The sequence below is a fragment of the Prochlorococcus sp. G4PB17 genome, from assembly GCF_059772445.1.
Window position 1 is genome coordinate 1,173,363 of sequence record NZ_CM186288.1, and the last position, 13,888, is coordinate 1,187,250.

Below are 13,888 nucleotides of genomic sequence, written 5' to 3' on the forward strand. Positions count from 1 at the left end.
TCAAGTATCAGGGCTGACAATAACCTTCATTGAATCTGTAGCAGTAGGAAGACTAATCACTTTTGCTGGTGGAATAGGCTGTGAATTTGCGCTTTTTTCAATCATTTCTTCTTTAGGCTCTTTTTCATCTTTGGCACACGCTTCTAATGCCTCTCTCAACAAAGAGTCAAAAGTCGCACCTGGCAATCTATGCCTAGCGACCTCAAGAAATGTGAGTGGTAGAGACTCTGATGCCGCATCTTTTAATGCAGGATTATTTTTTCTATGCTCTTGTTCGTCCTGAATGGCTCGAATAAACCTGAGTGTGACTTCATGCTTAGTCGATGCTTTGATCAAAGTATCGTTATCTCTTTGCCCATTAGTTGCTTCATTTTCTAGGTCGTTAATTCTACTCTCCAAGCTTGTAAGCACTTCATCAGCTTCTTTCCCAATATGAGACAGTTGCCCATCAGACAAGTTTGGTAAATCAGCAACATAAACTTTTCCATGATCTCTAAGGGTTAAAAATGTTGGTCTTGGGCCACCATTTTGTCGCATAGCTGAATCTGGTTGACCTCCCAAAGGCCTTTTAGGAGGTGTTGGACCTGCAGAACTTCTCCTACGCGTTAGACGCTGTTGATTTTCAAAAGGCATAGAGCTAATTAAGATCTAACTTCGCATTACCCGAACTAATATCCGGCTTGCGTTTTTTAATATCTTACTGTTTTTTTACCGTTATAGAAAATCTTTTTTAACCTTCATTTAATTTGTTCAAAAAACTGGACTACAGAATTTCATAAAACTAGGCTTAAGGTCTCACTTAGGTATTCCTAAAATATCGATATGCTTTGAATGATTCTGACTTTCAACAACTTGACCTATATTCCAAGCTTCAAAATCATTTTTCATACATATTTCTAAAGCAACATTTACTTCATTTTTAGGAACAATTAGACAAAAACCTATCCCCATATTAAAAGTATTCCAAAGATCAATTTCAGGAATATCTCCAGATTTTTTTAACCAACTAAAGATTTCAGGTATTTCCCAAGTAGTTGTATTTATATGTGGTGATAATCCAGAAGGGAAAATTCTAGGGAGATTCTCAGGTAGACCTCCACCGGTGATGTGCGTCATGCCATGGATTAGTAAATTTTCTCTCAACAATTTTTCAACAAGTTGAGCATAAATTGCCGTTGGTTCCAGCAAAGATTGAATCAAGTTCCTTTTATCTTTCCCATAAAGAGTGTTTTCATCCACATTCACCATCGACAATACCTTACGAACAAGGCTAAAACCATTGCTGTGAACACCGTTACTTTTAATCCCAATAATCTGATCTTCACAATTAATTTGAGTGCCGTCTATTAAGTGATGATTTTCAACGATCCCAACACAAAAACCTGCTAGATCATATCTTCCACTGGGATAAAAACCTGGCATTTCAGCAGTTTCACCTCCCAAAAGAGAACAATCCGATTGACCACAGCCTGATGCAATCCCCTCTATTACTTCAGCCAAAGCATCAGGAGTCAACCTCCCGCTTGCAATGTAATCAAGAAAAAATAAAGGTCGAGCGCCATGAGTTATTACATCATTGACGCACATCGCAACCAGATCTATTCCAACTCCATAATGACAACCATATTGCTGAGCTAATTCTAATTTTGTACCAACACCATCTGTCCCAGATACCAAGACTGGACTTTCATAGCCTTTTGGAATTCTTATACATCCTCCAAAGCCTCCTAATCCTCCAATAACCTCACTTTTATGAGTTTTTTCAACGCATGATTTAATTCTCTCCACAAAGGCTCTTCCAGCAGTAACATCAACTCCCGAAGTTTTGTAATCCATCAGTAAAAAGCTGTCTTATGCAAAAGATTGAACCCTAATATGAAATCTATATGGGATCTGTATGCAATCAACTTATTTCATTTCAATCATAAGTTTATGAAATTAATTTATTTACGAACATAGTGGTACAAAAAATCTTTCAAACTAATGCTGAATTAAAAGATTGGCTCAGCAAACAAAATTCAAAAATAATTTTCATCCCTACAATGGGAGGACTTCACCCTGGCCATCAATATTTAATTCAACAAGCAAAAGCAAGAAAAACAAAAAAAAGTCAAATTATTCTTGTAAGTATTTTTATCAATCCATTGCAATTTGGAAAGGATGAAGACTATAAAAACTATCCCAGAAATATAAGCGAAGATGCTGAATTAGCTTTTCAAGCTGGAGCAGATGCAATTTGGGCTCCAGATTATTTTGAAGTTTTTCCTGGGGGCGAAAATTCACATTTTAAAATTAAAGTTCCTCAAACATTACATAATCGATTATGTGGAGCAGAGAGGGCAGGACATTTTGATGGAGTTGCAACAGTTATTATTCGTCTCATCAGAATTATCAGACCAGAGAAACTAATTCTGGGAGAAAAAGACTGGCAACAATTGATTATTATTAGAAAGCTATTTCAAGAACTCTCCATACCTATCAAAATTGAATCCTTCTCCACACAAAGAGACCAAAGTGGATTTGCTTATAGTTCAAGGAATTCTTATTTAAGTGCCTCTGAAAGAGTAAATGCTCAATCATTACCGAATGCAATCAAATTAGCAAAAAAAGAATTTGAGAAAGAGAAAATAATAAACCTTAAAAAAATAACCTCTATACTTCAAGAAAACAATTTAAAAATTGAATATCTAAAAGTCGTAGATCCATTTTCATTAAAAGAAACAGAAAATATAAATAGAATGTGCCTTTTGGCAGCAGCAGTAAAATGTGGATCTACGAGGCTAATTGATCACACTTTTCTTATGCAACGCAAACCAATTATTGCAATTGATGGTCCAGCTGGTGCCGGCAAAAGCACCGTAACTAAAGCATTTGCCAAAAAACTTGGTTTCATTTATTTAGATACAGGCGCAATGTATAGAGCAGTGACTTGGTTAATAATAAGCAATTCGATTAATCCAAGTGATCAAGCGGAAATCAAAAATAGCTTGAAAGATTCAAAATTAGAATTTACAAACTCAAGCTATAGTGAGCAAAAAATATTAATAAACAATGTTGACGTAACACAGAAGATACGTTCCCCAGAAGTGACTTCAATGGTTTCCGAAATTGCCAAACAACAATATGTAAGAGATTTACTCACAAAACAACAACAGTTAATTGGAGAGGATGGAGGTTTAGTTGCTGAAGGAAGAGACATTGGAACAGCAGTCTTTCCAGATGCAGATGTAAAAATCTTCCTAACAGCCACTCCAAAGGAAAGAGCAAAACGAAGATCTATTGACTTAGAAAAAAGGGGTTATGAATACTCAAGCATTGAAGATCTTGAAAAAGAAATTGAAGAAAGAGACAAGCAAGATAGTGAAAGAGAAATCGCCCCTTTAAAAAAAGCTCATGATGCGGTAGAGATTTGTACAGATGGAATGAATATTGAAGAAGTTTTAGAAGAACTAACTTATATTTTTAGATCAAAAATTCCAGAAGAGGTCTGGGCTACTCCTAATCCATAATACTATCTATCAATTCATCAATTGCATCATTCAATAAATCTAGAACCTTTTCAAAGCCATTTTGACCGCCATAATAAGGATCAGGGACTTCATCTAATTTAGAGTTTTTTGAGTAACTTAGAATAAGCTTTATTTTAGAATTTACTGGATTCATATCATCTTTAATTAATGATTTCACAGCCTCAAGATTATCTTTATCCATTACAAGAATCTGATCAAACTCATATAAATCATTTTCTTTTATTTGTCTCGATCTACTGGTCAGTGCAATACCCCTAGATAATGCTGTTGCACGCATTCGCCTATCAGGAAGATTTCCGACATGCCAACTACCTGTACCTGCAGAATCAACTACAAAAAATTTTTCTAAGTCTCTTTCTTTGATTTTTTGATTAAAAATTCCTTCAGCTGCAGGAGATCGACAAATATTTCCTAAGCAAACAAAGAGAATTTTTTTTACCATTTTTTGAATATCTTTACTTTATTTTAGGTCAAAAAGAATATTATTTATATAGCTTTCAGTCCATGGCTCTCCAAAAAAGCCTCTTAACATACCTCTTGCAGGATCTTTTTTCGCGCGATATCGCATATATTTTTTCTGACCATTTAATAATTGAAAAGATCTTTCCTTAGAAATCATCTTTGCATCTCTCACTAAATCTAAGAAACAATTCAAGTATTCATCAAAAGCAGGTTTAATTACCTGACCCATTAATTTGTCACCTTCCTCTCCTAATGGAATTCTAGACCAAAGAAAAGCTGGAGAAAAGTATTGTCTAGCCTCAGAAGGGATATCACCTCCTGAAGGAAGTTTAGATTGCCATTTTGCATGTATAAGTTTTGATTTATCCCAAACATTTTGAGTGTGATTTATATCATCCTTTAAAACAGGTTGAAGATCTAATGCAATAAGATGTCCATTTGGGAGTGTTACAAAATCGGCTCCAAAAAATGGTAAATCATAATTATTTAAAGGTGAAATTACCAAATTCATGACAGAAGTAATTTCACCAGCTTGTAGGCAAGCACACCTGGCCTGTCGAATTTTTTTTGTCTTTAAGCCCCATGTTTCCAAAATAACTTTATTAGGATGAGAGCGAGACCCAAAAGAAGACTCTTTAAAAAGAAAATCATTCTCTATATGATAAGGTCTAGGTTGAAAAATAGAAAATGCCTTAATAGTTTCATCTAAGAAATAAGACCAACGCCAATTACAAATTGAAATAGGCTCAAGACTATTATTTCGTTTACATTGCATTTAAAAACTAAAATGAAGAATTAATGTTTTCTAGACTTAAAGGAAATAAAAAATCTTTCATATATTGCTCTGACCATTCTTTACCAAAAAAATTCGAAAACAAACCATGAGCAGGATCTTTTTCAGCACTATATTTATCATAATCTATATGCAATAATTTGACCTCATTGGATTTAATAAAGTTTTCATTAGCTTTAGATAAATCAAGATTTATCCAATAATATTTAAGAAAAGAGCTAAAAACTTTTGGTAAAATCTTTTCGGCTTCAAAATTACCACCTTTACAAAATAGAGCCCATGGAGAGAAGTACTTAGTTGGATCATATATGTTACTCTTCATATCAAAATTAAACTCTTTAAAACATTTTTTAAGGCTTTTCAACCCATCAAAGTATCTATCAAAATATGCTTTATCTTGCACAAGAGGCTGAAAATCAAGAATAGCAACAAGCTTTTGTTTTTTTTCAAACCATAAAAGGTCAATGCCTAAAATTGGCATATCATTTTGATGATGAGGATAAGCCACTGAATTTAATACTTGAAGACGGTCGCCTGCGTCCAATCTGGTCACTCTCCATCTTCGAAATTCAGGAACATCCCATAACCAGCTATTCAGTTTACAATTGCCTTTTTTAGAAACACGTTCACAAAATTCATTCTGAACAATCAACTTCTTACCGCCATGTTCAAGAATATTTCTTGTTAACTCACTTAAAAGATCATCAAGCATATACTGTCATCTCCTTAGAGAATTTGAGAATTTACTCTCATTTAACGTGATGAAATCAGTTAAAAAGAATAAATACAAAACTTTGATACGATCCTAATAGATACTGAATATAAATAAAGGTATAGGCTTGAGAAAATATGAATTTCATTACTCGGTACTACCTTTTCGCTTTTTATTTGCAAAAAATCTAAATAAAACTTTCCCTATAGCAGCAATTAAGTTTCCTTCTAATTCATTAAAAATATCCATATTATATTTAAAAGATCTATTAGCCTCTTCTATAATTGAATCAGCTATCTTTTGATCAATAGGAAGATTATCTAAAGTATTTCTATACTTAATTTTAAATTCTTTTTCATCTCTGATTTCCTCAAAAATATAGAAACTAAGTCCCTGATCGTCAGGCAGATTCATAGCTTTTTTAGTGATGGTTTTCAAAAGCTGTCCACCAGACAAATCGCCTATATATCTGCTGTAATGATGCCCAATCAAAAGCTCAGGATGATCTTTAGCGATTTCTCTAATTCTTGCTTCATATTCAATAGCTGGCTTTGAAGGTTTAACCAATTCAGACCAATTACTACCAAAGTAAAACGACAAATCTTGTTCCAATTTTTCCTTACGAAAAAGCTCTTTAAATCCAATTGGAGAAATTATCGGATGAGAGTTTTCACAAAGTTTTCCTATCTCTTCCTCCATAGCTGAATAAACAAAATATAAATCAGCTAATAAATTTCTGTATGAGGACTTATCAACTACTCCCTTAAGGAAACAACTTATAAAACCTGTATTTTCAGCCATCGTATGAGACTTTTTAGTCCCTTCACGAAGTTGCCTAGCCAAGGCTACTGCCATGAGTTCAAAATCATTTAATCAAAACTTACCACTTAGACATAAGCTCAACATTAGATCTATTAATAGCTGAATAAAAATTATGGCAAATTTTGAAAAGCTCACTGCACCATCAGAAGGCCAAAAAATTACTTTTGTTGATGGAAACCCAATAGTCCCAGACCATCCAATCATTCCGTTTATCAGAGGTGATGGAACAGGGATAGATATTTGGCCTGCTACACAATTAGTAATCGATAAAGCTATTGAAAAAGCGTATGGGGAAAATCGATCCATTGAATGGTTCAAAATCTATGCAGGCGATGAAGCTTGCGACTTATATGGAACTTATCAATACTTACCAAACGACACTCTTGAGGCGATAAGAACTTACGGGATCGCGATCAAAGGACCTTTAACCACACCTGTAGGAGGAGGGATTAGATCTTTAAACGTATCTCTAAGACAGATTTTTGATTTATATTCATGCGTTAGACCTTGCAAATATTACGAAGGGACTCCAAGCCCTCATAAAAAGCCGCAAGATTTAGATGTGATTGTTTATCGAGAAAATACCGAAGATATTTATATGGGCATTGAATGGGAATCTGAAGATCCCGAATGCATCAAATTAATTAATCAACTCAATAATGAAATAATTCCAGCTAGCCAAAAACTAAAAAACAGAAAAATTCCCAACGGATCAGGAATAGGAATTAAACCAGTTAGCAAAAGTGGTAGTCAAAGACATATCAGAAGAGCGATTAAACATGCACTCAACCTTGAGGGAAGCAAAAGACATGTGACCTTAGTTCATAAGGGAAACATCATGAAATTTACAGAAGGAGCTTTCAGAGATTGGGGATACGAATTAGCAACCACAGAATTCAGGAATGTGTGCGTAACCGAGAGAGAAAGTTGGATTTTAGATAACTTAGAAAAAAATCCTCGCATCTCCGACAAGAAGAATGCTGAGTTAATTGATCCAGGTTTTTCATCTTTAACAGAAGAGAAAAAGAAAGCTATTTGTGATGAAGTTTCTTCGGTTCTAACAAATATTGAGAGTAGTCATGGCAATGGGAAATGGAAGGATATGGTGATGGTTGATGACCGAATAGCAGATAGTATTTTTCAACAAATTCAAACTCGTCCTCAAGAGTATTCCATACTTGCCACTCTCAATCTCAATGGTGATTACATATCAGATGCCGCCGCAGCAATTGTTGGTGGACTGGGGATGGCACCTGGAGCAAACATTGGGGATACCGCGGCTATTTTCGAAGCTACCCATGGAACAGCTCCAAAACATGCAGGCTTGGACAGAATAAATCCAGGTTCAGTAATACTTAGTGGAGTAATGATGCTGGAATATTTAGGTTGGAATGAGGCAGCAAAATTAATTACCAATGGATTGAGCAAATCTATTTCAGATAAAAAAGTTACTTACGATCTGGCACGATTGATGGAACCAAAAGTAGAGCCTCTAAGTTGTAGTGATTTTGCTAAATCAATTATTGAAAGATTTTAATTAAGTATTATTGAGAGTCTTTCAACAATTAAGAATTTGACTCCATCAATCTAAATGATTCTAGAAGTGTTTTCTCATTTCCTAGATTACCTGGAAAAGTAACAACTGGTAAATCATATTGATCAGAATTACTTTTTACTATTGACAATCCTGGTAATATTTGGCCTTTTAATTCTACTTGATTAAAATTCAATCCTTTATGAAGCAAGAGTTGTGTTGTAATACCTCCTTTGCTAATAATGTAACCTAGCTTGTTAGTTATTTTTCTAACTAAGATAGCCATAAACTCTGCAAGTTGAAGTCCAAAATGCATTCTTTTAGAGTAAGAAGAAAACTTCATTTCTTCGCGAGTAGTATATAAAACAGGTACTTTTTTTGTATTCAAAATGTCATCTATTTTCGATAATAAAATATCTTCCAGCTCTAAGATTGCCTGTTGACGATTTTTTAAAGTAAAAATATCAGCTAATTCACTAACTGGTATTTCCAAACCTTCGCAGGAATTATCTTTCAATAAAACCTCTAATTGATCTGTCGCTAATTCCACATGGGAGCCAACCATTATCAAACCAGGCTTATATTTAAATTCATTATTTTTAGATTTTAAAGATACTAAATCTATAGTGTTTTTAGGATTAGGTGGTAGCCCAGATAAAGAACTAATAAAACTTGCAGCTGTTCTAAAAAGAAATCTTTTTTCTTTAGAAAGTACCTTAATCGCCTTCGCCAGTGTTTCTAAATGATGAGGTAATTTAGCATCCACAACTACTGAAGTATTATTTTCCAATTGAGACAAAAAGCATAAAAGAGATTTAAAACCATTTTCATTCTTAAAAGCCATATCTAATTGTTTAATTTCAACATGCAAGATATTTTCCGCCTGTATCTTTCCAAAACTTTTTTCTTCAATCCATTTAGCTAAATCACTAGTAGAAAATCCAAAAATATTATCACGGCCAAAATCAGTAGTATGGACAGGTATCCCATTTAGATAATGAATACCGTTTTCAGTTGTTCTTCCACCTTCCAAAAAAGCTGGAATGTGAAATGTTGCATGAAATGGTCCTAATTCTTCTTCAAGAATTGCAGGTTCCAAAACACCATGACCACGTAACGTTGAATCACCTCTACTAATATAAAAATAATCATCTTTGGAATATCCTTGTTTTAAAAAAAACTTCTTAATAGATGCGCATATTTCTCTCGTTTTCTTAACAGCTAAAACAGCAGATAAAGATCTTGTGTTCGCAAGTATAAATATTAAAGGCGAGGATTTTGTAAATGCTTTTTCTAGAGTTTGCTCATCCCAAGTTAATAATAATGGGCATCCGTGAACAGTTTGAGATCCAGTTGGATCATCATCAAAAATAATTATTTTCATAAAAAATTAATCTATTGTTTACTCAATGATTTATTCGAATCTCTCCCAACTTTCAGGAACTTGAATATAAGATTTATTTAAATCGGCAACAGACCTACAGCCCAATAATTTCATGGTTCTCACAATATCTGTTTGAAGAATTTCTATTGCTCTGGCAACGCCTTTACCTCCTGCAGCTGCAAGTCCATACGCATAGGCTCTACCTATCAAAACTCCTTTCGCGCCAAGACATAATGCTTTAACTACATCACTACCCCTTCGAATACCTCCATCTAGCAACACATCAATTTTCCCATCAACTGCAGCTAAAATTTCCGGCAAAACACGTATCGTAGGAGCAACGCTATCAAGTTGCCTAGCTCCATGATTAGAAATAACGATCGCATCAGCACCTAGCTCTGCTGCTTTTTTTGCATCATCACCAATATGTATACCCTTAACAATAATTTTTCCACCCCATGCCTCGCGTATCCATTGAAGATCATCCCAAGTCACAACTGATTTTTCTAGAGCAGGACCAATTGCTGTATATCCCATTGGACCATCATCAAGTTGAACATTTGGAAAACTCATTAAGCCTCCATCACCTATCCATTGAGTCAACCAGCATGGTTTAACTAATATTTGAGGGACATAAGGAAGCATCTCCAAAGGATTTCTTGATAAAAGCTGTTGGGTTCCTGATCGCATATCCCTTTCCCTTAAACCAGATACAGGCGTATCAATAGTTACGACTATTGCAGAGTATCCAGCTGCTTTAGCTCTAGCAATTGTTTTTAACGCGACTTCTTTACCACCTAGTAAATAAAGCTGATACCAAGCTGGTCCTTTTGTAGCAGCTTTAACGTCTTCTAATAAACAACCTGAGAGAGTCGACAAGGTATAACCAGTCCCAGCTTTACCTGCCTCTCTAGCTGCAACCACTTCTCCCTGGGGATAGAACATTCTGCTACTACCTACTGGCCCCAACAAGAAAGGAAGTTTAAATTGCTGATCTAAAACAGATATTCCAAGATCACATGATGGAACAGAAACTGCACATCTAGGTCTAAATAAAATTTTATTATATGCGTCGCAATTTTCTGAAAGAGTTTGTTCTCTATCTGCACCACTATCTATGTAGTTAAAAACCATTGCCGGTAAACGATTTTTAGCTCTAGACCTGAGGTCATCAATATTTAGTACGCCTGGAGAGGAAACATCTGCTCCTAACATTATTAATCAAAAATTAATGAATAATGAATCTAGAATATATTGATCATAGATGCAAAAACCAAAAAAATATTGAAATATTTATCATGCAAAAATCTATAAATTGGATTTAATTAGTAAGAAACTATACTACTCTAAAACTTGAAAAACTAATATGAATCATGCTTAAAAGTAGTAAAGAATTCTATATATTCTTCTGGCTTAATTTCAAGTTTTCTATCACCAGTCACCAGTGAATTCCTAGGGCTTGTCCAAGGCTCAAGACAAACCATTTTTCTGGGAGGGTCAGTCCATATTACTGTTGTATCCATTGGCTCTTGATGAATTAATTCAATTACATTGCTAGATAAACAATCGACAAGCTTAACCGAACATGAAGGATAGGAAAGAAAATCGACTCCCTTATCTAAAATTCTAATCTGGTCAGAGGCATTAGTAACTTTCATATTAGTTTGATCAATACATTTTTCAGGCAAACCATCTATCTTTATTTTTTGTAAATTTGAAACCTGAAAATATGGATGTAGGCCGAAACTGAAGGGCATAGAATCATGACTCTGATTATAAATTTTCACGGATATTTGAAGACTTTTTTCTTTCAAGCAAACATCCATCAAAAGAGTAAAGAAAAAAGGAAAATTAGAGCGTGATTCACTTGTATCACTTAGTTTTAACCTTATACCTAATTTATTTTTTAATAAATCAATTGACCAAGGTAAATCTCTTGCAAAACCATGTTGTCTTAAAAAATACTTCTTACCACCAATTAAATAGCCTTCAGGCAAGTCACCACATATAGGGAAAAGGATAGGTATTCCTCCTCTGATACTTTTTTCTTTATCTAGAAAACGCTCTAAATCGAAGTACAAAAGTTCTTTTCCTTCGCTTATCCATTCAGTAATCAATCCTCCTCTTTCAGGGACAATTCTAATTAATGAATCGAATTCAAAATTTGAATATTCCCAGTGAGGATATGGATTTGTCTTTTTCTCGAAACTGACCGCCATTAATTAAAGCTGATTGATCCATTCTAAAAGAGCGGAATTAACCTGATCAGGAACTTCATCATGAGGACAATGGCCAGCGTCTAAAACAACTTCTTTTGTATTTGAAGGTGTATGTTTTCGATAAGTAGCCCTTTTACCAGGTGCATTCATCCAAGGATCTCTATTACCCCAGAGTAATAACAATGGTGACTTTAACTGAGCGAACAACTCATCAAGCGGTCTCCCCTGAGGTCCTGCGGGATCAAAAACACTTTTGAAGACATTAAAAGCGCCCGCATCCAAAGAGGGTTTTCGGATCGCTTCTACTAGTTCATCATCAACATTTGATGTATCAATATAAACTTGTTTTAACGTACGTTTAATTGTTGAGGGCTGTCTAAGGTTTTCAAAAATTATTCTTTGCAATAGAGCGTTTTTGAGAAAGATACTAGCAACAGTTTTTCTAGCTGTAGCCCAAAATCCTTGAGTTGGTTTCTTATCTTCACTGAAATAACCAGCAGCATTTAATAAAACCACACCTGCTGACTCTGCACCCAAAGCAGCACCACTAGCTAGCGCGGCATAACCCCCTAGAGAGTTGCCAACAAGTATTGTTGGTCTACCAATATTTTCCTTAACATAAGAAACTATTTGATCTTTCCAAAGTGAACCTCCATAAGCAAGGCCACCAGGTTTAGAGCTTTTACCAAAGCCAAGAAGATCTAAAGCGTGAACTTCATACTGCTTTCCCAGGACTGGTAAATTGTGCCTCCAGTGCGTTGTAGAGGCACCAAAGCCGTGAATCAAAAGAATTGCGGGCCCTTTTTCATCATCTGTCTTATTTTTATGATCTTCAGGAATAATGCTCAAACTGTAAACAGAATGTCCTAAGAATTTCCAATCAGAAAGATTTTTTTCTACAACAGAGGAAACCATTTAAGAATAATCTGATACTTACAGATCTTAGTAAATCATTGATAGAAATAGATTAGAAATTTTATTTCTTTTTTTTAGAAATTTCCTCACCTTTTTAAAAGAGTTTTCAATAATTTCTAAACCAAACCAACTGGATCAGCTGCGACATCATCAGGAATTGAGTTTCCTCCTGATGGGGGTTTATCTTTCAAAACAACTCTAAGCAAAACAGGAGCTAAAAATGTTGTTCCAATAACCATTAATAATATTGCAGCCTCCAGGGAAGGCGTAAGCAAACCAGCACTTGTTCCCAATCCTAGAAAAATCAATCCGACCTCACCTCGAGGCATCATTCCCAATCCAACTACTAATCTGTCTGTTGGTTTATCAATGAAAAAGCACCAGCCAGCAGCAATTTTTCCAACAATTGCAACTATAAATAAGAAACCAGCAACAACTAGAGCAGAGCGACTCTGAGGATCCAGAGGATTAATTACAGAAAGATCCATTCCGGCACCGACAAGCACGAAGAAAATAGTTGCAAATAGTGAGACCAATGGCAAAACAGATTGTTGAATTGCGTGATTATTTTTTGAACTACTTAGTATCAATCCAGCGGCAAAAGCACCTAAAGCAGCTTCCAAACCAATAGCAGTAGCAACAAAACAACTTAAGACTAATATCACGAAAGAAGCCACAACAACAGCTCCAGGAGCTTTAAGTCTTTCAAGCAACCAATCAAAGGCTGGAGCAGCTGTTCGACTCAAAGCAATTGCAGCAAACACAAAAACAGTTGCAGCCAGTACTAATTTGACAATAGGAGCTATCTGCAAAGATCCTCCAGTCGCAAGAGCTACTACAACGGCAAGAATAACAATTCCGAGAATGTCATCTAATACTGCTGCGCCAATAACAATTTGACCCTCACGGGTTTTTAAATAACCAAGTTCACCAAAAACACTTGCAGTAATACCAATGCTCGTCGCAGTCATAGATGCCCCAGCAAATATCGCAGGAATGATATCTACTTGAAAAATAAACATTAATCCAAAAGTTCCAAAAGCAAATGGCAAAATCACTCCTGCCATAGCGACAGTGAAAGCTTGCGCACCAACTGCTACAAGTTCCTCTAATTCACTTTCCAGACCTGTAAGAAATAACAAAGCGTATAGCCCTAAAGTTGCTACCGCTTGTAATGATGGAAAAGTTTCAAAATAAATATCCGGAACTGCTTCTTTGGGTACTGAAGCAAGTGTGCTTATAAGAGAAACAAAACCTTGATTTAATTCAGCATGAGCACTTGGCGGCAATAAAAGATGCAATCCTGAGGCACCAATTAAAACTCCCGCCAGAAGTTCACCTACAATTGTAGGCAAACTTAGTCGAACTAAGATTTCAGCCAAAGTCCTCGCTGCAACAAAGATCATTAAGAAATTAATGACCCCTATAAGTGTTTCCGCAACCTCAACATCATGAGTATTTAGGGCTGAGACTAAAGGAGTTAATACCATCAGGTTTTCTAGAAAAGCCTTTTCTTT

The 13,888-nt window shown here is 35.2% G+C and carries 13 protein-coding genes; 2 read left to right on the forward strand and 11 right to left on the reverse strand.

Annotated features, from left to right (window positions below):
* Both AC6EJB_RS06980 and purM read right to left on the reverse strand, forming a co-directional pair.
* Complete coding sequence (locus tag AC6EJB_RS06980) at positions 1 to 633, reverse strand: DUF8655 family protein (protein WP_498490618.1); 633 nt, start codon at positions 631 to 633, stop codon at positions 1 to 3.
* Between the two features lie 162 nt (positions 634 to 795).
* Complete coding sequence (gene purM, locus AC6EJB_RS06985) at positions 796 to 1,836, reverse strand: phosphoribosylformylglycinamidine cyclo-ligase (protein ID WP_498490619.1); 1,041 nt, start codon at positions 1,834 to 1,836, stop codon at positions 796 to 798.
* Between the two features lie 122 nt (positions 1,837 to 1,958).
* Here purM and AC6EJB_RS06990 point away from each other — a divergent pair, with 122 nt between their 5' ends.
* Complete coding sequence (locus AC6EJB_RS06990; RefSeq protein ID WP_498490620.1) at positions 1,959 to 3,509, forward strand: bifunctional pantoate--beta-alanine ligase/(d)CMP kinase; 1,551 nt, start codon at positions 1,959 to 1,961, stop codon at positions 3,507 to 3,509.
* Here the strand turns inward: AC6EJB_RS06990 and AC6EJB_RS06995 are convergent.
* From AC6EJB_RS06995 to AC6EJB_RS07010, 4 genes are all read right to left on the reverse strand, one after another.
* Positions 3,499 to 3,972 carry a low molecular weight protein-tyrosine-phosphatase gene (locus tag AC6EJB_RS06995; protein WP_498490621.1) on the reverse strand — a complete coding sequence of 158 codons (474 nt, stop codon included), beginning with the start codon at positions 3,970 to 3,972 and terminating at the stop codon, positions 3,499 to 3,501. The two genes, AC6EJB_RS06990 and AC6EJB_RS06995, sit on opposite strands and share 11 nt — an antisense overlap.
* Before the next feature lie 18 nt (positions 3,973 to 3,990).
* Complete coding sequence (locus AC6EJB_RS07000) at positions 3,991 to 4,767, reverse strand: phycoerythrobilin:ferredoxin oxidoreductase (protein ID WP_498490622.1); 777 nt, start codon at positions 4,765 to 4,767, stop codon at positions 3,991 to 3,993.
* Between the two features lie 7 nt (positions 4,768 to 4,774).
* On the reverse strand, positions 4,775 to 5,497 hold the full coding sequence (locus AC6EJB_RS07005; protein ID WP_498490623.1) for a 15,16-dihydrobiliverdin:ferredoxin oxidoreductase: 723 nt from the start codon (positions 5,495 to 5,497) through the stop codon (positions 4,775 to 4,777).
* A gap of 147 nt (positions 5,498 to 5,644) precedes the next feature.
* The gene (locus tag AC6EJB_RS07010; RefSeq protein WP_498490624.1) at positions 5,645 to 6,352 is read right to left on the reverse strand and encodes a biliverdin-producing heme oxygenase; all 708 of its coding nucleotides are present in this window, start codon (positions 6,350 to 6,352) and stop codon (positions 5,645 to 5,647) included.
* 79 nt (positions 6,353 to 6,431) lie between these two features.
* Here AC6EJB_RS07010 and AC6EJB_RS07015 point away from each other — a divergent pair, with 79 nt between their 5' ends.
* Positions 6,432 to 7,856: an NADP-dependent isocitrate dehydrogenase gene (locus AC6EJB_RS07015; protein ID WP_498490625.1), complete on the forward strand. Its 1,425-nt coding sequence runs from the start codon at positions 6,432 to 6,434 to the stop codon at positions 7,854 to 7,856.
* 28 nt (positions 7,857 to 7,884) lie between these two features.
* Here the strand turns inward: AC6EJB_RS07015 and AC6EJB_RS07020 are convergent, their stop codons facing one another.
* The 5 genes from AC6EJB_RS07020 to AC6EJB_RS07040 all read right to left on the reverse strand — a co-directional run bounded on the left by AC6EJB_RS07020 (position 7,885) and on the right by AC6EJB_RS07040 (position 13,861).
* Positions 7,885 to 9,237: a four-carbon acid sugar kinase family protein gene (locus tag AC6EJB_RS07020; protein WP_498490626.1), complete on the reverse strand. Its 1,353-nt coding sequence runs from the start codon at positions 9,235 to 9,237 to the stop codon at positions 7,885 to 7,887.
* Positions 9,238 to 9,267: 30 nt separating this feature from the next.
* Positions 9,268 to 10,452 (reverse strand): alpha-hydroxy acid oxidase, encoded by a 1,185-nt coding sequence (locus AC6EJB_RS07025; RefSeq protein WP_498490627.1) that lies wholly within the window; start codon positions 10,450 to 10,452, stop codon positions 9,268 to 9,270.
* Positions 10,453 to 10,598: 146 nt separating this feature from the next.
* Positions 10,599 to 11,456: an aldose epimerase family protein gene (locus tag AC6EJB_RS07030; protein WP_498490628.1), complete on the reverse strand. Its 858-nt coding sequence runs from the start codon at positions 11,454 to 11,456 to the stop codon at positions 10,599 to 10,601.
* A 3-nt stretch (positions 11,457 to 11,459) separates the two neighbouring features.
* On the reverse strand, positions 11,460 to 12,371 hold the full coding sequence (locus tag AC6EJB_RS07035; protein ID WP_498490629.1) for an alpha/beta fold hydrolase: 912 nt from the start codon (positions 12,369 to 12,371) through the stop codon (positions 11,460 to 11,462).
* A 116-nt stretch (positions 12,372 to 12,487) separates the two neighbouring features.
* Positions 12,488 to 13,861, reverse strand: coding sequence for a cation:proton antiporter (locus AC6EJB_RS07040; RefSeq protein ID WP_498490630.1), 1,374 nt, complete (start codon positions 13,859 to 13,861; stop codon positions 12,488 to 12,490).
* Positions 13,862 to 13,888 lie beyond the last annotated feature (27 nt).

Excerpts from the sequence above, each read along its gene's own strand:
- purM (WP_498490619.1), bottom strand. The coding sequence starts at position 1,836 with ATGGATTACAAAACTTCGGGAGTTGATGTTACTGCTGGAAGAGCCTTT.
- AC6EJB_RS07025 (WP_498490627.1), bottom strand. The coding sequence starts at position 10,452 with ATGTTAGGAGCAGATGTTTCCTCTCCAGGCGTACTAAATATTGATGAC.
- AC6EJB_RS07020 (WP_498490626.1), bottom strand. The coding sequence starts at position 9,237 with ATGAAAATAATTATTTTTGATGATGATCCAACTGGATCTCAAACTGTT.
- AC6EJB_RS07005 (WP_498490623.1), bottom strand. The coding sequence starts at position 5,497 with ATGCTTGATGATCTTTTAAGTGAGTTAACAAGAAATATTCTTGAACAT.
- AC6EJB_RS07035 (WP_498490629.1), bottom strand. The coding sequence starts at position 12,371 with ATGGTTTCCTCTGTTGTAGAAAAAAATCTTTCTGATTGGAAATTCTTA.
- AC6EJB_RS07030 (WP_498490628.1), bottom strand. The coding sequence starts at position 11,456 with ATGGCGGTCAGTTTCGAGAAAAAGACAAATCCATATCCTCACTGGGAA.
- AC6EJB_RS06995 (WP_498490621.1), bottom strand. The coding sequence starts at position 3,972 with ATGGTAAAAAAAATTCTCTTTGTTTGCTTAGGAAATATTTGTCGATCT.
- AC6EJB_RS07000 (WP_498490622.1), bottom strand. The coding sequence starts at position 4,767 with ATGCAATGTAAACGAAATAATAGTCTTGAGCCTATTTCAATTTGTAAT.
- AC6EJB_RS06980 (WP_498490618.1), bottom strand. The coding sequence starts at position 633 with ATGCCTTTTGAAAATCAACAGCGTCTAACGCGTAGGAGAAGTTCTGCA.
- AC6EJB_RS07010 (WP_498490624.1), bottom strand. The coding sequence starts at position 6,352 with ATGGCAGTAGCCTTGGCTAGGCAACTTCGTGAAGGGACTAAAAAGTCT.
- AC6EJB_RS07015 (WP_498490625.1), top strand. The coding sequence starts at position 6,432 with ATGGCAAATTTTGAAAAGCTCACTGCACCATCAGAAGGCCAAAAAATT.
- AC6EJB_RS07040 (WP_498490630.1), bottom strand. The coding sequence starts at position 13,861 with ATGGTATTAACTCCTTTAGTCTCAGCCCTAAATACTCATGATGTTGAG.